Genomic DNA, 20,643 nt, shown 5'->3' on the forward strand with positions numbered 1-20,643 from the left:
GGCTTCGGATACACTCCAGCCAACCTTATGCCCTCAGGAACTGTTGAGCCGCACATGCCGATCTCTTCGAAAAACACCACGGTCTATGCCGCGCCGGTCATGCGCAAACTGGCAGAAATCGTCGCCGAGTTGCCGCCGTCACTGCGCAAGGTCGCCGACTTTATCCTGCGTCACCCGTTGCGCGCCGCGACGTTGACCATCGAGGAGATGGCCCACGAAACCTCGACCTCGCCCGCCGCCGTCAACCGCCTGGCCAAAGCCATGGACCTCGGTGGCTACACCGGCATGAAGGCCGAACTGGTCGCCACCTTGCAGCAAATGGTGTCGCCGGTGGACAAGCTGCGCAACGAACTGGCCCAGCGCACCGGCGGCGCGTTTGGCCTGCATGAGCAAATCCACAGCGCCAGCAGCAACCTCGCCACGGCGGCGACCAACAACCACGCCGACACTTTCGAAGCCTTCGTCACCTGCCTGATCAATGCGCGCAAGATCTACATCCTCGGCTTCGGCAACAGCGTCTACTTCGCAGGCCTCGCCGCCTCGACCCTGATGCCGTTCTGCGCCGACGCCACCGCGATCAGCATGGAGGGCGGCAACGAAAACGCCGCGTACCGTTTGGCCGCGATCACCGATCAGGACGTGCTGCTGGCGATCTCCCTGCCGCGTTACTCCCTCGACACCCTGCAACTGGCGCGCTTCGCCAACGAGCGTGGCGCCACGGTGCTGGCGATCACCGACTCCCCCGCCTCGCCGCTGACCAGCATCGCCGAACACACCCTGTTCGCCCCGGCCGATCATCCGGTGCTGACCAGCTCCAACATCGCCGTGCTGGCGTTGATCGAAGGTTTGGTCGCGGGGGTGATGGCGCGGAACAAGGAAGCGGTGAAACTGGCGACCGAACTGACGGAAAGCGTGATGGCTTACCTGCACATTCCCAGCAGTGGCAAGGCGCCGAAAAAATGATGTTCAGTACGGCGCGATTGATCCTGCGGCCACCGAACGCCGAAGACCTGGCGCGTCTGTTTGCGATCTACGGCGATCCGGCGACGAATCAATTCAACCCGGCCGGGCCGCTGGCCGACATCCATCGGGCTGAGGCCTTGCTGGAGGGCTGGCTTGAACACTGGAACGCCAACGGCTACGGACAATGGGCGATTGCCAGCCGTGACGCGCCGGAGCACATCATCGGTTTCGGTGGTATCGCGTTATACAACTACCTCGACGTCGAGCGCCTGAACCTCGGTTATCGGTTCGATAGCGCCGCGTGGGGCAAGGGTTATGCCACGGAACTCGGCAGCGCTGCGCTGACGTTTGCCTTTAACGAATTAAATGCCGAGCAGGTGTTTGCGCTGGTGCGGCCGAGCCACCGGGCCTCAATCGGCGTACTGGAAAAGATCGGCATGCAGCGCATCGATGTGCTCGATGATGTGCCGGGGCAACCGCAGAGCCTGGTGTTCAAGGCCAACCGTGACTCATGAGTGCTGCCAGCTCTTGTAGTCGAACTCAAGGCTATAGCCATCCGGGTCGAACACATTGGCGGCGTAATAGCGCGGGTCGTAATACAGCCGTGCACTGGGCACGCCATTGTCGGTAGCGCCGGCCGCCATTGCCGCAGCATAGGCGGCGTCCACTTCAGCGGTGCTGTTGGCGACGAACCCGACATGCGCGGCCCGGCCCTCCACCACCCCTTCGCGCAACCAAAAGAATACTCGCCCTTGCGCGCCGAAACCCTTGAGGTCCGGATGGCCCGGCGGACCGTCCTTGCCGTCGAAGTCGAGGCGTCCGGTAATCCCCAGCGGGGCGAGCGCCGCGCTGTAGAAACGCACCGAGCGCTCAATGTCACTGACCGAAATAAACACATGATCGAGCATGGATTCGCCTCCCTGATTCCGATGATGTAGCCGCCCGCCACTTCGATGCTCTGCCCATTGATCCAGCCGCTGTCCTCGGACAATAGCGTGGCGATGACCCGCGCGACATCGTCCGGTTCGCCGACCCGAGCGAGGGCGGTTTGTGTGGCGAGCAGGGCTTCGAACTCGTCGTTCAGGCCGCCGCCCAGCTCCGTGCGGATCGCACTCGGAAACTGCCTGTTTCTGCTTTTTGCTTGCGCCACGGGTGGCCATGGGATCAGATGTCGCCCCATGAACGATCAACTGAATGAACTCAGAACCCTCGCCGCCAAGGCCGAAAACCGCCGCACCGAGACCGGCATCCCACGGGTGGCGATGGTCCAGGGCTCGATGCTGCGGGAAATCGCCGCGCCCGATTCGGCGATGACCCGCGTGAGCCTGGCCATCCAGTGGATCCGCCGCGACTTCGCCGAGCCATTGCGGGTGGACGCCTTGGCGCAGAAAGCGGCGATGAGTGTGTCGGCCTTCCACCGCCACTTTAAAGCGGTGACCAACTTCAGCCCCTTGCAGTATCAAAAACGCGTTCGGCTGCTGCATGCCCGCTCGCTGCTGGTGGCCAGCGCCCACAGTGTGACCAGCGCCGCTTTCGACGTCGGTTATGAAAGCGCCACCCAGTTCAGTCGCGACTATGCCCGCGTATTCGGTCTGCCACCGGCGCGGGATGCGGCGCCGATTCTGGCGGATACCCGAGGCGCGACCCGGTGAATATGGACACTCTCTGGAGGCATCCCATGCACACACTCAGCAAAACCCTGACGGCCCTGTGCCTTATCGTACCGAACATGGCCAGCGCCGAGCCTCGGCCCGAGCACATGGTTTATCTGCGCACCATCGCCCCGAGCATCGAGCAAGACATCCGCTACGCCACGGCCCATAACTTCACCGGCCACCCACTCGACGGTTACGAGGCACCCGAATGCCTGCTGTCAGCGGACGCGGCCAAGGCCCTCGCCCGGGTGCAAACCGCGCTGCATGCCGAAGGCTACGGGTTGAAGGTCTTCGATTGTTATCGCCCGGCCCGCGCGGTTGCCGACATGGGCCATTTCGCCAAGGTGCCGGGTGATCCAACCAAAGCCGAGTTCTATGCCCGCGTGAACAAGCAGGACTTCTGGCGCCTGGGGTATGTGGCGCGGGTCTCGGGGCATTCCAAGGGCAGCACGGTGGACCTGACCCTGACCGGCCCAGGCGCCCTGCCCGCCGCTACCTGGACGCCTGCCGCCAAAAATGTCGACTGCACCGCCCCGTATGGTCAGCGTTGGCACGACGGCGCACTGGACATGGGTACCGGTTTCGACTGCTTTGACGAACCGGCCCACACCGACAGCACTGCGATCAATGCGACCGCCCAAGCCAATCGCCAGCGACTGACCCGTGCCATGGAAAAAGAAGGGTTTGTCGGGTATTCGAAGGAGTGGTGGCACTTCACCTGGAATGGCAATCCGGCGTTGAACCAGGTGATGGATTTTCCGATTACCCCGATGGAGCTCAGCAGCAGTCATCAGTTAATCATCGTCACCACTAAAAACTGGACCGACATCCAGGGCACCGCCCAGCGCTATGAGCGCCACGGGCAAACCTTTGAAAAATCCGGCGAACCGTTTGCGGTGGTGGTCGGTAAAAGCGGACTGGCCTGGGGCAAGGGCCTGACCGTCGTTGACCAACGCGCAGGGCCGGTCAAACGCGAAGGTGACGGCAAAGCTCCGGCCGGGATCTTCAAACTCGGCACAGCGTTTGGTTACGACAAAACCGCCGATACCCAACTGCCCTACCTGCCGCTGAGCGCGACCGTCGAATGCGTGGATGACGGCCAGTCCACACGCTACAACCAACTGGTCGACGGCGCGACGCTGGCCAAGGACTGGAACAGTTCCGAAACCATGCGCCGCAAGGACGACATGTACCGCCAGGGGATTTTCATCGAGCACAACAGCCCGGCGGCGGCCGGTTCGGGCTCGTGCATTTTCTTCCATATCTGGCGCGGGCCAACGTCGCCGACACTGGGGTGTACGGCCATGGACCCGGCGAATATTGCGCGGTTGTTCACCTGGCTGGATCCACGGCAGACGCCGTTGCTGGTGCAGTTGCCCGAGGCGGAATATGCGCAGTTGCGTGAGCGTTGGGGGCTTCCAGAGCGGTGAAGCCAATCTATATGGCCTGACACAAAACCTGTGGCGAGGGGGCTTGCCCCCGTTCGAGTGCGCAGCGCTCGCCTTTTTGGGACCGCTTCGCGCTCCAACGGGGGCAAGCCCCCTCGCCACAGGAAAGCCCCCCCCTCACCACAGACAAGCCCCCTCACCACAGGCAAACCCCTTTGCCACCAGAATCCAGTTACGGATGAGTCATGTCCAGGGGCACCAAGTAGTGGTCGAACTCCGCTGCATAAATGGCCGGGATAGGTTCAGTCCCAGGCAGGCACTTCGCTGCGCAACACCGACGCCATCTTCCCTAGGTGCTCACAAGCCTTGGCCACGTAGTCCCTGGACAGACGCTCGATGCGCAGGTAGTTGATCGGTTGTGCGGTTGCGCTGGCGTAGAGTTCCAGTGCCTGTGCCGCGTGCTTGAAATGACGGGCCTCGACGCTGCCGCAATGGACGCTGAGGAACGCGGCGACGCGATTGGCCTCACCCGACGGATAACCCCGCACTTCGCGCAGCCACTGTTTCCACATCGGGGTCATCAGGTTGTATTCGCCAGTGTTGAACAGCTCGGTCATGGCCATCATTTCCAGCGCTTCGATGAGCTCCGGTGCCAGGGGGCTTTTCTCCCCGACCCCACTGGAAAACGCCTTGGTGACCGGGTCCTGGAAGCGGTCCTGGAGGTGCCAGTCATCGGAGCCGCAAATGGCCGACGCCATGCGGTAATACAACTTCAAATGGTGCGGATGCCCGTGCATTTCGCCGAGCCCCACGTCTTCAATGATGATTTCGCCGCAGTGCCGCGCCGCTTCCAGCATCTTCAACTTGCCATCGTCGGCTAACGACTCGGACTCCTGCAGGATCCGCACAATAATGCTGGAGACCGCATGGGCCTCGCCGTCCGGGCTGCGCCAGCCGCAAAAGAACGTGCACAGTGACGACTCGGTCCAGTTGCTGGACGTCATGTCGACATAGGTTTCGCAATATTTATCCAGCTTGTCGGGGTGGCGATGAAAACCACTCAGCAGCGCTTCAACAAGATTTCTGTCCTCGACATCAACCAGTGCCTGATTGACGTACCCGATAAAATTCCGGCTCAACTGTTCCACGGCTTATCTCCTTATTAGGTGGTTCATTGCTCTAGGACAAGATGAATACCCGCCGTCAATCCGCGACGACGTCTGCCATGAACTGAACGAAACGCGTCATGCCTTCGATCAATTCTTCACGCTCGACGGCGTAGGAAATCCGGATGCTGTTGGGGTCGCCACAGCCTGAGCCGGGGACGACGGCAATATGCGCCTCGCTCAATAACAGATCGGCGAGATGATCGACGTCGCGGATTTTCGTGCCGAGGTAACGGCAACCCAGCTTCCGGGAGACATCGATATAGAGGTAAAACGCCCCTTCCGGGGGCGCGCAGGTCACGGCGTCGACATAACCCAGACTGGTACACGCTGCCTGCAGTTGGCTGTCGAGGAAGGTATTGATCTGGCGGGCGAAGTCCGGTGAATCGGCGATCAAGGCGTTCAGCGCCGCATATTGGGCAAGGCTGCTGGGGTGGGACGTGGTGTGGCCCTGCAAGTTGTGCATGGCCGCGATGACCTGGGCCGGGGCGCAGGCGTAACCGATGCGCCAACCCGTAACGGCCTGGCTCTTGGAGAACGAATCGACCAGTACCGTCTGGTTTTTCAGGGCCGGAAACAGCGACACGATGTTGTGATGTTCATGGGGATGGCGCACCAGTTTGCGGTAGCACTCATCGAACACCACCCAGAGCCGATGATCGAAGGCGAGCTTTGCAATCTTGCGCAACTCCTCGCGTTGATAAACCGTACCCGTGGGGTTGTTCGGGGTGTTGATCACGATCATTTTGGTGCGTGGCGACAAGGCTCTTTCAACGGCCTTGCAGGTCAAGCGATAGTCGTTGCCTCGAGTATCGACATACACGGGTGTGGCGCCGGCCAACAGGATCTGCGTGGGCGAGTTTTCCCAATAAGGCGTCGGCACAATCACCTCATCTCCGGGATTGAGCAGCACCATCGCCGCGTTGTAGAGCGCTTGTTTGGCGCCGGCGGTCACGGCCACTTCATTGGCGGCGTACGGGACGCCGCAGCGCTGGCTGACCTGTTGCGCCAGGCGTTCACGAAGCTGAGGCAAGCCAATGGGCGGTGTGTAGCGATTGCGTGCGCCGTTGATGGCGTCGATGGCGCCCGCCTTCATGTCCGCGCTGGCATCGAACGATAGTTCGCCCGCCGCGAAGTTGATGACCTTGATGCCACTTTCTTTCAAGGCATTGGCTTTGCTGCGCATGCTGGAGGTGCCGGGCGCCTTGAGAATCAGGGCACGATGGGATAACGCCAATCGAAGTGCAGAGGGCTCACTGTGATTCATTCTTCTACCTGCGAAAACGACTTGAAAACCAAGCGACCGGCTCACGGGCGGTGGCCCGTCAACGACTCGCGCTCTGATACAACCGTGCATCCGCGTCCAGGCCGCGTTGCACACACCAGGACAACGGCAGCGTCAGCAACAGGGTGGCGGCCAACAGCATCACCGCGACGGGCACCCCAGTGACGTCGCCGAGAGCGCCAAACAACACCGGCGCCAGCGCGCCAGCGCCGATGGTGCCGGTGTAAAACGTCGCGAACGCCCGCTCGCGTTTGCCCGGCCCCGCCAGATCGGGCACGGCGCCGTACAACACCGACGAGGTGCCGTTCAACACCAGCCCCAACAGCGGCAACATCACCATCAGGCCGAAAAACGGCAGGTACACCGCCATCACGATCAGCACCGCCGTGGTGAGCTCGGTCAACCACACGGTCTTGACCATGCCAATGCGCGCGCCCAGGTAACCGCACAGCAACTTGCCGAACGCGCCGCCCACGAACAGCATCGTCAAGGCCAGGCCGATGCCCGCCGTACCGGCGCCCTTGTCTTTGAGCAGAAAGGGCAAGAAGGTGAGAAAACCCATGCGCACCGCGCTGTCCAGGGTGCCGGTCAGGATCAGGGCGCGCAGCCCGCTGGCGGAACCCTGTCCATTTATCGCCTTGGACGCTTTGCTTTTTGCCGACACCGACTCAGTACGTGCCGGGATCAACCACCACAGCAGTCCCGCAGCGGCCAGCCCAAGCAGGCCCAGCAGCGTGACGCTGGCACGCCAACTGATGACCGTCAGCAACAGACCGATCAACCCCGGGATCAACGTCTTGCCGATATCGCCGGAGAAGTTGTACTGCGCCAACGCTTGCTTGACCCCGCCGCCCGCCTCGTAACTGTCGGTGATCAACGACGAGGCCAGCGGGTGCTGGGTACTGGCGCCCAATCCGCCCAACAGCAGCGCCAGCAACAGCACCGTCAACCCGCCCGCCTGCCCGGCCAGCAAATAGGCCAGGCCGGCGAGTGCCGTTCCGCCCACCAGCAGGCGCTCGCGCCCCCAGCGTTTGGCGGCGCGGCTGGCCAACAGCTGGAACCCGGCCATCATCCCGGCATAGGCCCCGCGCAGCAGGCCGATCTGGGCAAAACTCAGGCCGAACTGCGCCTGCCAGATCGGCAACAGCACGTAGATAACGTCGCTCAACCCGTCATGCACGGCATGCGCGCCGCAGCCCGCCACCAGCGAACGACGACGCACGCAGGCATCGGCCGGTGGCGTGGTGCGCGGGCGAACCACTTCGTGTGTCAAATCGTTCATCGTCGTGTGCGACTTGAAAGTGGATGTAGAGAGTCAAGCAGGCTGAGCCACCGTCACTGCAACAGCTGCGCGCAATCCTTCATCACCGTGGCTTTGCGACGCAGGTACTCGGCGAAGATTTCCCGCGCGGTCTGGTGGTCGACGGCGATTTGCATGGCATCGACAAATTCACTGACCGCCGCTACGGCATGGGCGAAATGATTGCTCTCGGTGCCGCCGGTATGCACGGTGACCCAGGCGACGGTGGCGCGGGCCTTGGCTTCCGGCACACCCATGTCGCGCACGAACCACTGCTTGTACAGCGGGTGGATAAATTCCACTTCACCGTGGGTGTACACCTCGTGGATCAAGGTCGTGAGCAGGCCTTGCAACAAATCGCGATCACGCAGGCGACGGGTGTCGGTCCAGTCCTTGAAGGCCTGGGCCGAAGGCAGGCAGTTTTCCTTCAGCAGCCACTGGTCATCGCCGCACAACGGTGTGGCCATGTTGTAGAACAGGTCCGAGTGCACGATGTTGCCCAGCGCGCCGAGGTCTTCATCGGTGATTCGTTGCAGACTGCCGCAGGCCCGGTACAGCTGCTCGGCGCACTCGGAACCTTGCTCGGAGCGCGCCAGCAAAGTAATGCGGTTGGCCAGGCCGGACACACTGGCGGCCGAGTTGTTGGTCTTGGACCAACTGGCGAAAAACTTGCGCAAGGCGACCGGTGAATGACGACGCGAGGTGAGTTGCTCGAACGCATTTTCAATGTCCACCAGCGCCTCTTCTTCACTCCAGAAGGCCTCGAACAGCGCATGCTTCAACACACTGGCAGGCATGTCGTTCAGCACCGGTTCGACGATCTTCAACAACTGGCTGTGGCGGGTCATTACGTTACTCATGGTCACCTCTTATATTCCCTTATTGGATGATGAATCAGGCAGGTTCACCGGTTCGGCTGGAACCGTTGCGGCCGCGTGCGACCGGTGTATCGGGGGTGTCGGGTTTGAGGGGTTTCCAGCCGGTCAAGGCAATCAACAGCGACAACAGCTGGAAGCCGATGATCAGCGCCACGCAGCCTTGCCAGCCCCAGCGACTCCAGATCATCGCCGGGACGATGGCGCCGAAACTGCCGCCCAGGTAATAGCCGGTCAGGTACAGGCCCACGGCACCGGCCTTGTTGCATTGGGCGGTGGCCGTGATGAAGGCATTCGCCGACGCCTGGGCCAGAAACACCCCGGTCGAACTCAGGGCCAGGCCCAGCACGATCAGCCACAGCGAAGGCATCAGGGTCAGGATTGAGCCGCAGACCCCGAGCAGCACCGCGCCGGTAAGTAATTCGGATTGCGGTCGCAGTTTGCTCAAGCGGCCGGCAATCGGAATGACCACCAGCGCCAGCAGGAACACCGCATAAATCGTCCCCAGTGCCGCCGCGCCCAGGTTGAACGGCGCCTGGCTGAGGTAGAGCCCGGCGTAGGTAAAGGTCGCCACTTGGGAAAACAGCACACAAAAACCGACGCCGTACGCCGCCAGCAGGGGCTTGTGGCACAGGTCGCGAAACGTGTGCGCACGCACAGGCGAAGCCTGGGTCGTCAACACTGGATTGGCCGGCAGCAGGATGTGGATGGCCACGCCGACCAGCAAGCTGATGATCGCCAGCAGTTCAAAGGCCTCACGCCAGCCCACGTATTGCGTCATGATCCCCGACACGAAGCGCCCGGCAAAACCGCCCAGCACCGTCCCCGCCACATACAGGCTGGTGATTTCGGTGACGGTGCCGCCGCGCCAGCGGTCGCCGATGTAGGCTACGCTGGTGGCGAACACCACCGGGATGAGCATGCCTTCGATAAAGCGCCACACCAGCAGTTCGGCAAAGCTGCCGGCACGGGCGGCCAGCAGCGCCGGCACCGCCAAAAACAACGCCGCGACCACAATCACCGAGCGTTGCTCGAAGCGACCGGTCAAGCGGCTGACAAAAGGGGCCGTGAGGGCGACCGCCAGGGTGGTCACGGTGATACTCCAGCCGGCCTGACGAGCGCTCACCTGAAAACTCAGGGCAAACTCCTGGAGAATGCTCTGGGTTGAATAGAGGTTGAGAAAAGCCGCACAGCCACACAGAAACAGGGCGACGCGAGCACTGTGCAGGCGCGAATTCATGAGACCTCTCGTTTTAATGCCGAAGGTCTTTATAGAATGCGCAGCCCGCCGAACACCAATACCGAATTCGGACCGATCAATACCTAGGGATCAGGATGCTCGACCTACGCAAGCTACGTTACTTTTTGACGGTCGCCGAAGAACTGCACTTTGGCCGCGCGGCATTGCGCCTGCACCTCGCCCAACCTCCCCTGACCCGACAGATTTCGGCCCTGGAAACCGAGCTGGGCTTTCGCCTGTTTGATCGCACCAGCCGCACGGTCACGCTCACGGCCCAGGGTCGGCATTTCCTGCCTTACGCCCAAGCGGTCCTGGACCAGGCCAACCTGACCGAAGTCATCGCCGGCAAGCTGGCCGCCGGTACTGCCGGTCAGTTGGCGCTGGGTTACGCCAGTTCGATCGCGCTGTCGGATCCGTTCAGCCAAACCCTGCAAGCCTTTGCCCAACGTTTCCCGGACGTGCAACTGACCCTGGTGGAAAGTGCGTCCGCCAGTCTGTATTCGCAAGTGGTCGATGGCCGCATCGATATCGGCCTGAGCCGTCTGCTGCCGGAACCGGGGCAAACCGAGGTTCAGGTCCTGTCGCTGGGCGGCGAACCCCTGGTGGCCGCCCTCTCCAGCGACAACCCGTTGGCCAGCCAGGACGAGGTCACCCTGGCCCAGCTCAGTGCGCACCCCTTGATTCTGTTTCCAGCCGATTACGGCTCCGGGCTCAATGAATCCATCGAGCACCTGTACCGCTGCAACGACCTGCCCATCCGTCCGGGGCCGTCGGGGCGGCAGATCACTTCGATCATCGCCTTGGTGGCCGCCGGCCAGGGCGTCGCCCTGGTTCCCGAGTGCGCCAGGACCCTGGCCAAAAAAGGCGTGACCTATCGGCCGCTGGCAGACCCCACCGCCCGTGCGGAACTGCTGATTCTCACGCGAACCCAGGGGCGCAGCCTGCTCGTCGAGGCCTTTATGGGCGTGGTCGAGGAACTGCTGCAGCGGGATCGATGAAGCCGGCGATCAGTAATCCCCGCCTGCCCGCCTGAGCATTTGCTTGCAGCGTTCCGACAGGTGAAACACCCGCAGATGCTTGCCCGCCTTGTCGTAGCGTTCGCGCAGGGTTTTCAGCGCCGCGATGGCCGAGTAGTCGACGAAGCTCAGGTGACGGCAATCGAGAGTCACCAGGGCGGGATCGTTGGCGGGATCGAACTGATTGAGAAACGGCGCGGTGGAGGCGAAGAACAACGTGCCGTGCAGGCGGTAGAGTTTGCTGCCGTCGGTTTCCAGGTAGGTGTCGGCGTACAGCTCACGGGCCTGCTGCCAGGCGAAGTTGAGCGCGGCAATGATGATCCCGCAGAGCACCGCTGTGGCGAGGTCGGTGAACACGGTGATGGTGGTCACGGCGATGATCACCAGCACATCGTTGAGCGGCACTTTGTTGACCACCCGCAACGAGGCCCAGGCGAAGGTCTGCTGCGACACCACGAACATCACCCCCACCAGCGCGGCCAGCGGAATGCGCTCGATCAGCGGCGATAGAAACAACACGAACAGCAGAATCATGACCCCGGCGATCACCCCGGAAAGCCGACCACGCCCGCCGGAACTGAGGTTGATCACGGTCTGGCCGATCATCGCGCAGCCGCCCATGCCGCCGAACACCCCCGACACCATATTCGCCGCGCCGAGCGCCACGCACTCACGATCCGGGTAGCCACGGCTCTCGGTGATTTCGTCGGTGAGGTTCAACGTCAGCAGGGTTTCCAGCAGGCCGACCAGCGCCATCAAAATCGCGTAGGGCGCGACGATGCGCAGGGTTTCGAGATTCCAGGGAATGTCTGGCAACGCCAACGTCGGCAAGCCGCCGGCGATGTGCGCCATGTCACCCAAGGTGCGAGTCGGCAGGCCAAGCAGGTACACCGCCAGCCCGACACCGAGGATCGCCACCAAGGCGGGCGGCACCGCGCGCGTCAGGCGCGGCAACAGATAGACGATCGCCATGGTCAGCGCCACCAACCCGCTCATCACGTACAGCGGCGTGCCGCTGAGCCAGGTGTCGCCGCTCTTGAAGTGCTCCAACTGCGCCAACGCAATGATGATCGCCAGCCCGTTGACGAAACCGAGCATCACCGGGTGCGGCACCATGCGCACCAGTTTACCCAGCCGCAACAGCCCGAACGCCATCATGATCAACCCGCCCAACAGCACCGTCGCCAGCAAATACTGCACGCCGTGCTGCACCACCAACGCCACAATCACCACCGCCATCGACCCGGCAGCCCCGGACACCATCCCCGGCCGCCCGCCGAACAGCGCGGTCAATGTGCAGATGATGAACGCGCCGTAGAGGCCCATCAGTGGATTGAGATGCGCGACCAGGGCGAAGGCGATGCATTCGGGCAGCAACGCAAAAGAGGTCGTGAGCCCGGCCAGGGCATCGGCGCGGAGGCGTTGTGGTTTCATGGCTTACCTGAAAATGCGGGCCGGTGAAGCTGGCCGCGGGGAGTGGCGGGGAATGAGGGGTGGGGATGTTACGGAATTGGAGGTGGTTGGGCCAGTGGTTGGTCGCTCCTACACACCAATCAGCCCCGGTCCCTTGTAGGAGCGAAGCTTGCTCGCGAAGGCGTCGTGCCTGACACACCGCGTTATCGTTCTTCGCGAGCAAGCTTTGCTCCTACAGTGATGGCGTCGGGTCTGGTGTATTGCGTCATCGTTCTTCGCGGGCAAGCCTCGCTCCTACGGTGATGGCGTCGGGTCTGGTGTATTGCGTCATCGTTCTTCGCGGGCAAGCCTTGCTCCTACACACCAATCAGACCCGATCCCTTGTAGGAGCGAAGCTTGCTCGCGAAGGCGTCGTGCCTGACACACCGCGTTATCGTTCTTCGCGGGCAAGCCTTGCTCCTACTCAGATCAGTCCTGCTTCAAATCGAGGCCGTAGGTGTAATAGCCCGTATCCCGCACATACCCCAACGACTCATACAACCGCTGCGCGCCGAAGTTATCCGTGGCCGTTTCCAGCACTAATCCCTTCGCCCCCGTCGACAGCGCAAACGCGCGGGCGGTGTTCATCAGCAACGTCCCTACCCCGCGGCCCCGCGCCGCCGGTGCGGTGAAGAGGTCGCTGAGCAACCACGTTCGGTGAGCATCGATGGAGGAAAACGTCGGGTAGAGCTGGACGAAACCCAGTGCCTGACCGTCATCGGCCTGGGCGAGGAAGATCGCGGATTCATCCAGGGCGATGCGCTCGGCGATGAAGTCCCGGGACTGCTGCAGGTTCGAAGGCTGGCCGTAGAAACCGCGATAGGCGTCGAAGAGTCGGGCGACTGGGTCGAGGTGGCTGGCGTCGGCGCGTTGGGCGTGGATGGTCATGCTGTTCCCTCCTTAGGGTTTGGTCCGAGTGTAGCGGGCCGCCATCCTGCCAGGCGTTTCACGCACGCCCATTTATCCAGCCAATTTGCAGAGCGCTCCTGCACTCATCAAACTGCGGGACCCGCCCACCGCCCACCGGCCCCCAATATGCCTGACCTATTGCTGAAGCCAGCGCTGCCCGGCATTGCGCTCCGGCGATGGCGCCTGCTGCACCGCGTCAAACAAGCCCACGCCGCGCAGATGTTCAGCGTCACCCAATCGACGATTTCCCGATGGGAGAGTGGCGTACAAGCCATGGATCGCGCCGCACACCAGCAACTTGAACGGTTGCTGGCCGCTCGTCTCGATTCCGCCGCCGATCGCGTCCTCGCCAGACTGGTCGCGGAAAGTCCGCGGCCGGTTCATCTCATTTGCGACCTGACCCACCGTCTGCTGGCCTGCTCCCCGTCTCGTGCCGCCGAGTTTGCCAGCCCGCTGGGCGATCTTCTGGGTCAGTCGCTCTGGCGCTTCGCAACGCCAGAGATCCTGAGCACAGAGGCCGCGCTTGATGAGTCGGGTTGGCGCGAAGCCCTCGCCCCACCCGCTCTGGAATTCGTCACCGGGAGCAATGACTGCGCGCTCGTCCCCATCCGCCAGAGCCTGTGTCGCTGGACGCGCATTCCCCTCTCCGACGGCTCGGCGGCACGTCTGGTGGAAACACTCTGACAGAACGGCCGCGCATATTTTATGCGTGGACGATGCGCCTCGCCGGGCCTAGTCTGGCGCCGGTCAACCTACAGGGCGGATGTATGGACATCGAAAAAATCAAAGGACGCCTCGACTTTCTGCGCGAAGCGGAAAAGCTCAAGGATGTACTCAGGAGTGCGCATACCACCTCCGGGCGCACCGAAAGCACGGCTGAACATAGCTGGCGCCTGTGCCTGATGGCCATTGTGTTCGCGGACGAACTGGCCAGCCTCGACCTTTTGAAAGTCCTCAAGATGTGTGTCATTCATGATCTGGGCGAAGCCATCAACGGCGATATTCCAGCCGTCAGCCAAGCCTCGTTCCCCGACAAGAGCGAGCATGAACGACGCGATCTTCTGCTCTTGACCAGCACCCTTGATGACGCGCTGAAAACAGAGATATTGGCGCTCTGGGATGACTACGAAAACGCGTTGTCCCCCGAGGCGCAGGCGGTCAAGGCACTGGACAAACTGGAGACCCTGCTTCAACACAATCAGGGCTTGAACCCGCCGGACTTCGACTACGCGTTCAATCTGGCGTATGGCAAAAAACACACCAGTGCCCAACCGATTTTTGAGGCTCTGCGCAACATCATCGATCAGGATACGAAAGCAAAAATCGACAGGGATAAGCAGTGACGAGGCTATTCATAGCTCCGTCCTGTTTGGCGATGGGTTGAGGAACAACATCGGCCTTCAGAGCTAAAACCCTTCCTGTGGCGAGCGAGCTTGCTCGTGCTGAGGTGCGCAGCAGCCCCGCTCTTTTCCTTAAAAAGCAGGGGCCTGCTACGCAGTCCAGCACGAGCAAGCTCCCTCGCCACAGGTTATTCATTAATCATTGCGCTGTGCTCTTCTGAGTAACACCCACAAACGGCGCCTTGGCCCACACGACCTTGCCGCCGACCATGGTCAGCAGCACGTTATTGCGCGCCAGCTCAGCCTCGGGCACTTGCATGAAGTTCTTGTCCAGCACGATCAGGTCCGCGAACTTGCCGACCTCGACAGAACCGACCACCGCGTCCAGCTTCAACTGCTCGGCAGCGTTCAGGGTGATGGTACGCAACACTTCCTCCCGGGACAGCGCCGGATCAGCGTTGAGCCTGCCCGCGTACTTGGGACCATAGCTGTGTGGATTCTGCGGATCACCCGAGCGAGTGACACCGACTTTCAGCGCCAGGAATTCGTCGAGCGGATCCACCGGCCAGTCGCTGCCATAGGCCACGCGACCGCCCGCCCGGGCGATGCTGCCCGATGGCTCCATGCGGGCGAACCGCGCGGCGCCGAGGTGGTCGCTGGTGCCATCGACGGTGGACGGCGCTTGCTGGGCCCACTGGAACGACATGTTGGCCGTCACGTCGAGCGCCTTGAAGCGCGGATAGTCCGCCGGGTCCACTTCTTCGTTGTGGGTAATGGTCGGGCGAAAGGCATTGCCCGGCAGTTGATGGCGCACGTATTCGATGCCGTTCAGTGAATCGCGCACCGCGCGGTCGCCGGTGGCGTGAAGGTGCGGATCGAAGCCCGCCTCAACGGCCTTGAGCAGCAGCGGATTGAGCACTTGCGGCGGGAAGTACAGCTCGCCGAGATTCTTGCCCGGCGTCCATTTCGGCGCCTTCTCGGTGCCTGTGTTATGCAAATACGGCGTCAACATCGCGCCCGTGTCGGCCGGTGCGTTGATGATGCCGTCCATGAACACTTTGACGTGGCGCATGCTCACGCCCGGCGCGACTTTGGTTTCGCCCTGATCGTAGGTGTTGGCCAAAACCTTGGCATCAGCGATGGTTTTCCCCGGGTCCGCGGCCGCGGCGGCCGGGTCGAGTTTGATTGCCAACAAAGCCCGGGCGGTCAGTTCGCCCGACTGCTGCAAGGTCGTGAACGCTTTACCCATTTCGGGCCCCGACATGGCATCGAAGAAACTGGTGATGCCTTGCTGGCGCATGGCGTCGAGCGCGGCGCGGGTCTGGGTCAGCTTTTCGGCGTCGGTGGCGGGCGGCACCACGGCGGCCATGGTGTCGGCGGCGCCGTCTTCGCAGATGCCGTTCGGGTTGCCGGCGCTGTCGCGCACGTATTTGCCGTCGCTCGGGTTGGGGGTTTGCTTGGTGATGCCGGCGACTTCCAGGCCGCGAGAGTTGGTCAGCACCGTGTGGAAGTCTGTCGAACGGACTTGAATCGGGCGTTTAGTCTTGAGCGCATCCAGAGTCGATTTGTCCGGATCGCCATCGAGGCCATCCATGCCCATGCGATCCCAACTGCCGACTTCGAGCCACACGTCCGGGCCTTTGTCCTTGTCGGCATCCAGGCATGCCTGGATGGTTTCCTGGAACACTTTGCGCGTCATCGTCTGGTATTTCAGGTCGCACAGGGTCATGGCGCGGCCGCCGTCCCCCGGATGCATGTGCCCGTCGATGAAGCCCGGCATCAGCATGCGCCCGGCCAGATCGATCAGCTGTGTCTGCTTGCCGATATAGGGCGCGACGCCTTCATCACTGCCGACATACACAATCTTGCCGCCCGTGACAGCGATCGCCTGCTGCACCGAATTCTTGCCATCGACGGTGTAGACATAGCCGTTGCGCAGCACCATGTCGGCAGCGGTCGACCCCTGGGTCTGACATCCCACCAACCCCACACCCGCCAATGCCGTGGTCGCAGCCACCGCGATAAATAGCCCGGAAAATTTCACTGACCCACCTCTGTTCTTATAGTTTTTTGAAGTGCCCGGACAGACTGGCGCGCCAGCCCGTGGCAGGCAGGCCTACCCTATAGCGCGCAAGCGAAATCCGGACCTCCGCAAATGAGGAGGGGTCAGGCAATTAGTGGGGAATACGCCGGGTATCGTGGGACGGCGAACGCAGGACAGAACCCAGTTCCACCTTGCTCTTCACGCCAAGCTGCAAATAGCAGTTACGCAGATACGTGCGCACGGTGGCCGGGCTCAGCCCCAGGGTTTTGGCGATTTCCTTGTAGGAGTGGCCGGCGGCAAACAGCATCGCGGCCGTGCGTTCGCGAGGCGCCAGCACCGCCCCGCGCGATTGTGTTTCGAGGGACAGAATCACATGCTCGGCGTTCGGGCTCAGCGTCAGCGTGCAACGACCGAAACGGATCACGCACGGCGCTTTGGCCAGTTGCGCGATCACCTCAAACGGCAGCGTCGAGCCGCTCCACCCCGGCAATTCACGCTGAATCGCGGCGCACAAATTGGCGCCGACGTACAGCAGACTGCCGTCGAGTCGGGCGATACCGAAGTCAGTGGCGCCGCTGCCGGTGTCGAAGCGAATCATGTCCTGCACCTGGAACCGCCACAGTTGCAGCAGATGATCGCAGAACGCAGAAAACAACTCGGCCTCATTGTCGCTGAACCCCGGCGCATCATCGCCACGGTACACGCAGACGAAAAACAGCAAGCCGCTTTCGGGCAATTCGAAGGTGATGCACATCGGGTGATACAGGTCGTGACGCCGCGCGAAGTCGTTCACTTCTTCACTCGGGTCGGTGTAACCGCTTTCACGCACCACCGCTCCGAGCTGGCTCAGGGTGTCGTTGGAAAACTTGTCGATTTGCGCACAGGTGTGCCATTCGGCCGCGAACGATTGCGGCAGATTGATGCGCCCGTGCATCCAGCTTTGGGGCGGCGCATCGGCGTCCGACCCCGACATCTCGCCCCACCAGGAGGACGCGAACGGCACCAGTTCGCTGAAGGCGTGCAGGCCGTCTTCGATGAATTGCGAGTCGCCGCGATCCCGGGCCAGGCGACCGAGGTGGAGGATGCAGCGGTTGAAGGCGTTGAGTGTGGTCATGGCACCGACGTCGTTACCCTCCCGCATAGTTCTTATCCTTTGGCTACATCGCGTATTGATTGGACGATGCCATAGGGGCAGTGATGACGTCCATACCGTCACCGCTTGAAAAAGTCCTGCAGGTGGGGCTAGATCGCGGCTGGACGTCCATTCACCTTCTATCTCGTCGCCAAGGACTCTTCATGCCACTGAGCTTCCACAAAATGCACGCCAATGGTGATGATTTCGTGATTGTCGACTCGCGAAATTCGCCCCTCTCAATAACCAGTGCCCTGGCACGGCGAATGGGCGATCGGCACCGTGGAGTGGGGTTCAATCAACTCGCGGTCATGCTCGATTGCGATGATGCCGCCGCGCGCTTGATGTTCTGGAATGCCGATGGCTCCACGCTGGAGGCCTGTGGCAGCGCAACACGAGGGGCGGCGGATCGACTGATGCGTGAATCAAATACGACCTCGATAGTATTGCGAACCAACCGTGGACTGCTCACGTGCGAACGCACCTCAACGGGTGCCATTTCTGTCGCCATGGGAAAACCGCTTTTCGGCTGGTCGGCTATTCCCCTGGCGCAGGAAGTGGACACGGCTGTTTTGCCACTGACTGGCGACCCCGCAGCGTGCAGCATGGGAAATCCGCACTGCACTTATTTTGTGGACGATCTGACAACCGTTGATATAGCGGCCATCGGACCGACCATTGAAACCGACGCTCTATTTCCACTGAAAACGAATGTGCATTTCGTCCAGGTCATCGACCGCACGCACATTCGGCTGCGCATCTGGGAGCGCGGCGGTGGCATCCCGCTCGGCTCGGGCTCCTGCTCTTGTGGCGCGGCGGTCAACGGCATTCGCCGGGGCTTGCTGGACAACTGCGTCGAGGTTGAATGTGATGGCGGGACCGTTACGGTTCAATGGGATGGGCTGGGGTCTGTTTTTCTCATTGGACCGGTAGAGACGTGTTTCTCCGGAACACTGACGGATCGATTTTTACAGGCGCTTTAGCTGCGCCGTTCAATCAACCGGGATCACCGCAGGCTTCCCCTTCTCCTTCAACAAAAGCACCAAAAACTTCGCCGGCTTGTCCTGACTCGCATTACGCCCAACCGTGTGCACATCTTCAGGCCCTTCATGAAAGCTCTGCCCTGGCGTCAGCATCACTTCCTTGCCGCCCTTCACGCCCATGACGATGGAGCCTTCGAGCACATAGATGAAGCCATGGGCGTCGTGCCGATGGACCGGATCGGCGCCGCCGGGCGAGTATTCCACGGTGATCATCAGCACTTCTTTTCCGGGATAGGGGGTGGACCGTGGGGTGCACCTGTCGGCGGGTGATGATCGACTATCAAGCCAGAAGCCGAAGCCCCATTAAGTTTAGGCAACCGCTCACGGAACGCCCTTTTCAATTAGGCAGCCTCGGACGAACCGCCTCTAGCTCATTCGCTGTATAGTTTTGTATATTACGAAACCGATTTTCCAAGATGCCCCTCATGCCCTCTTCCTTCGTTCCGTCTTCATGACCAGCATTCGCCAACGCAATCAGCACCTGATCCTGGCCGCCGCCAGCGAAGAATTTGCCGCCAAGGGTTTCGACGCCACCCAGACCCGGGACATCGCCGCGCGCGCGGGGGTGCCGAAGGCGAATCTGTATTACTACTTCCAGACCAAGGAAAACCTCTACGCCAAGGTGTTGCTCGGGTTTGTCGAGCCCTTGCTGGAGGCGTCGGCGATGTTGCGCGAGAGCGATGATCCGGTGGAGGGCTTGCAGGCCTACATTGCGGCGCGGATTCGCATTGCGCGGGAGCATCCGCACATTGCCAAGGTGTTCAGTGGCGAGTTGTTGCTCGGGGGACGGCAGTTGCCCGGGGAGTGTCGGGATTTGTTGTATGCCGAGGCGCAGCGCAATGTCGAGTGCCTGCGCAGCTGGATTGAGCGCGGGCTGTTGGCGCCGGTGGATCCTGAGCATCTGATGTTGTTTATCTGGTCGGCGACGCGCACCTACACCAATCTGGGTTGGCAGATGGCCCATATCACCGGGAGGCAGGTGCCGGAGGATGGGGATTACCGGAATGCGGCGGCGACGATTACCCGGTTGGTGCTGGGGGGTGTGGTGCCGGAGCGGGTTGGGGCGATTGGCGGGTTGATGTTTGCGACGTGATTTGGGGGGCGGCTGCGCAAGGCAGGCGCGAGGCTTGCCCGCGAAGAACGATAACGCCGTATGTCAGACACCACGCCTTAATCGTAGGAGCAAAGCTTGCTCGCGATGAACGAAAACGCGGTGTGTCAGGCTTGACGCCTTCGCGAGCAAGCTTCGCTCCTACAGGGATTGGTGTTGGCTGCCAATTGTGTGAACGACGCAAAACAATTGTAGGAGCGAGGCTTGCCCGCGAAGGCGGTGTGTCAATGACGATGATGTCGGCTGACACGCCGCCTTCGCGAGCAAGCTTCGCTCCTACAGGGATTGGTGTTGGCTGCCAATTGTGTGAACGACGCAAAACAAATGTAGGAGCGAGGCTTGCCCGCGAAGGCGGTGTGTCAACGACGAAGATGCCGACTGACACGCCGCTTTCGCGAGCAAGCTTCGCTCCTACAGGGATTGGTGTTGGCTGCCAATTGTGTGAACGGCGCAAAACAATTGTAGGAGCGAGGCTTGCCCGCGATAGCGGTGTGTCAACGACGAAGATGTCGGCTGACACGCCGCTTTCGCGAGCAAGCTTTGCTCCTACAGGGATTGGTGTTGGCTGCCAATTTTGTGAACGACGCAAAACAAATGTAGGAGCGAGGCTTGCCCGCGAAGGCGGTGTGTCAATGACGATGATGTCGGCTGACACGCCGCTTTCGCGAGCAAGCTTCGCTCCTACAGGGATTGGTGTTGGCTGCCAATTGTGTGAACGGCGCAA

The 20,643-nt window shown here is 61.7% G+C and carries 19 protein-coding genes and 2 pseudogenes; 9 read left to right on the forward strand and 12 right to left on the reverse strand.

The features are described from left to right. The first annotated feature begins 54 nt into the window (after positions 1–54). Together FQ192_RS18545 and FQ192_RS18550 are read left to right on the forward strand one after the other, a co-directional pair. Positions 55–963: a MurR/RpiR family transcriptional regulator gene (locus FQ192_RS18545; protein ID WP_149659865.1), complete on the forward strand. Its 909-nt coding sequence runs from the start codon at positions 55–57 to the stop codon at positions 961–963. Continuing rightward, on the forward strand, positions 960–1,478 hold the full coding sequence (locus FQ192_RS18550; RefSeq protein ID WP_149659866.1) for a GNAT family N-acetyltransferase: 519 nt from the start codon (positions 960–962) through the stop codon (positions 1,476–1,478). Before FQ192_RS18545 ends, FQ192_RS18550 begins: the two co-directional genes overlap by 4 nt. Here the strand turns inward: FQ192_RS18550 and FQ192_RS18555 are convergent. After that, a complete protein-coding gene (locus FQ192_RS18555; protein ID WP_149659867.1) occupies positions 1,473–1,871 on the reverse strand; it encodes a VOC family protein in 399 nt (132 codons plus the stop codon). The genes FQ192_RS18550 and FQ192_RS18555 overlap by 6 nt on opposite strands. 20 nt (positions 1,872–1,891) lie before the next feature. Next, a pseudogene (locus tag FQ192_RS18560) lies at positions 1,892–2,092 on the reverse strand (SDR family oxidoreductase); the annotation flags it as partial. A 142-nt stretch (positions 2,093–2,234) separates the two neighbouring features. Here FQ192_RS18560 and FQ192_RS18565 point away from each other — a divergent pair. Together FQ192_RS18565 and FQ192_RS18570 are read left to right on the forward strand one after the other, a co-directional pair. Then, positions 2,235–2,615 (forward strand): annotated as a pseudogene (locus tag FQ192_RS18565) (helix-turn-helix domain-containing protein); the annotation flags it as partial. Positions 2,616–2,641: 26 nt separating this feature from the next. After that, the gene (locus tag FQ192_RS18570; protein ID WP_149659869.1) at positions 2,642–4,048 is read left to right on the forward strand and encodes a M15 family metallopeptidase; all 1,407 of its coding nucleotides are present in this window, start codon (positions 2,642–2,644) and stop codon (positions 4,046–4,048) included. A gap of 260 nt (positions 4,049–4,308) precedes the next feature. Here FQ192_RS18570 and FQ192_RS18575 read toward each other — a convergent pair whose 3' ends face one another. Genes FQ192_RS18575 through FQ192_RS18595 form a run of 5 tightly spaced genes read right to left on the reverse strand, consistent with a single transcriptional unit; the run spans position 4,309 to position 9,872 of the window. Continuing rightward, positions 4,309–5,154 carry a hypothetical protein gene (locus FQ192_RS18575; protein ID WP_149659870.1) on the reverse strand — a complete coding sequence of 282 codons (846 nt, stop codon included), beginning with the start codon at positions 5,152–5,154 and terminating at the stop codon, positions 4,309–4,311. Positions 5,155–5,209: 55 nt separating this feature from the next. Next, positions 5,210–6,439, reverse strand: coding sequence for a pyridoxal phosphate-dependent aminotransferase (locus FQ192_RS18580; RefSeq protein WP_149659871.1), 1,230 nt, complete (start codon positions 6,437–6,439; stop codon positions 5,210–5,212). Between the two features lie 58 nt (positions 6,440–6,497). Beyond that, entirely contained in the window at positions 6,498–7,739 is a 1,242-nt protein-coding gene (locus tag FQ192_RS18585) for an MFS transporter (protein ID WP_149659872.1), read from the reverse strand. Between the two features lie 53 nt (positions 7,740–7,792). Then, positions 7,793–8,617: a hypothetical protein gene (locus tag FQ192_RS18590; protein WP_149659873.1), complete on the reverse strand. Its 825-nt coding sequence runs from the start codon at positions 8,615–8,617 to the stop codon at positions 7,793–7,795. 34 nt (positions 8,618–8,651) lie between these two features. Further along, complete coding sequence (locus FQ192_RS18595) at positions 8,652–9,872, reverse strand: MFS transporter (protein ID WP_149659874.1); 1,221 nt, start codon at positions 9,870–9,872, stop codon at positions 8,652–8,654. A gap of 95 nt (positions 9,873–9,967) precedes the next feature. Here FQ192_RS18595 and FQ192_RS18600 point away from each other — a divergent pair, with 95 nt between their 5' ends. Next, positions 9,968–10,870 carry a LysR family transcriptional regulator gene (locus FQ192_RS18600; RefSeq protein ID WP_149659875.1) on the forward strand — a complete coding sequence of 301 codons (903 nt, stop codon included), beginning with the start codon at positions 9,968–9,970 and terminating at the stop codon, positions 10,868–10,870. Positions 10,871–10,879: 9 nt separating this feature from the next. Here FQ192_RS18600 and FQ192_RS18605 read toward each other — a convergent pair whose 3' ends face one another. After that, the gene (locus FQ192_RS18605; RefSeq protein WP_149659876.1) at positions 10,880–12,322 is read right to left on the reverse strand and encodes a SulP family inorganic anion transporter; all 1,443 of its coding nucleotides are present in this window, start codon (positions 12,320–12,322) and stop codon (positions 10,880–10,882) included. A 447-nt stretch (positions 12,323–12,769) separates the two neighbouring features. Next, positions 12,770–13,228 (reverse strand): N-acetyltransferase, encoded by a 459-nt coding sequence (locus tag FQ192_RS18610; protein WP_149659877.1) that lies wholly within the window; start codon positions 13,226–13,228, stop codon positions 12,770–12,772. A gap of 147 nt (positions 13,229–13,375) precedes the next feature. Here FQ192_RS18610 and FQ192_RS18615 point away from each other — a divergent pair, with 147 nt between their 5' ends. Both FQ192_RS18615 and FQ192_RS18620 read left to right on the forward strand, forming a co-directional pair. Beyond that, complete coding sequence (locus FQ192_RS18615) at positions 13,376–13,933, forward strand: helix-turn-helix transcriptional regulator (protein WP_149659878.1); 558 nt, start codon at positions 13,376–13,378, stop codon at positions 13,931–13,933. 83 nt (positions 13,934–14,016) lie between these two features. Then, on the forward strand, positions 14,017–14,592 hold the full coding sequence (locus FQ192_RS18620; RefSeq protein ID WP_149659952.1) for an HD domain-containing protein: 576 nt from the start codon (positions 14,017–14,019) through the stop codon (positions 14,590–14,592). A gap of 196 nt (positions 14,593–14,788) precedes the next feature. On the opposite strand, the gene FQ192_RS18625 is transcribed toward FQ192_RS18620, so the two are convergent. Next, a complete protein-coding gene (locus FQ192_RS18625) occupies positions 14,789–16,633 on the reverse strand; it encodes an amidohydrolase (protein WP_149659879.1) in 1,845 nt (614 codons plus the stop codon). A 130-nt stretch (positions 16,634–16,763) separates the two neighbouring features. Next, the gene (locus FQ192_RS18630) at positions 16,764–17,774 is read right to left on the reverse strand and encodes a helix-turn-helix transcriptional regulator (protein ID WP_149659880.1); all 1,011 of its coding nucleotides are present in this window, start codon (positions 17,772–17,774) and stop codon (positions 16,764–16,766) included. Between the two features lie 155 nt (positions 17,775–17,929). Here FQ192_RS18630 and dapF point away from each other — a divergent pair, with 155 nt between their 5' ends. Then, positions 17,930–18,748 (forward strand): diaminopimelate epimerase, encoded by an 819-nt coding sequence (dapF, locus tag FQ192_RS18635; RefSeq protein WP_149659881.1) that lies wholly within the window; start codon positions 17,930–17,932, stop codon positions 18,746–18,748. Positions 18,749–18,757: 9 nt separating this feature from the next. Here the strand turns inward: dapF and FQ192_RS18640 are convergent, their stop codons facing one another. Continuing rightward, entirely contained in the window at positions 18,758–19,021 is a 264-nt protein-coding gene (locus FQ192_RS18640) for a cupin domain-containing protein (protein WP_149659882.1), read from the reverse strand. Between the two features lie 238 nt (positions 19,022–19,259). Between FQ192_RS18640 and FQ192_RS18645 the strand changes: the two genes are divergently transcribed. Then, the gene (locus FQ192_RS18645; protein WP_149659883.1) at positions 19,260–19,901 is read left to right on the forward strand and encodes a TetR/AcrR family transcriptional regulator; all 642 of its coding nucleotides are present in this window, start codon (positions 19,260–19,262) and stop codon (positions 19,899–19,901) included. The last annotated feature ends 742 nt before the right edge of the window (positions 19,902–20,643 follow it).

Source organism: Pseudomonas sp. ANT_J12, from assembly GCF_008370045.1.
GTDB lineage: Bacteria > Pseudomonadota > Gammaproteobacteria > Pseudomonadales > Pseudomonadaceae > Aquipseudomonas.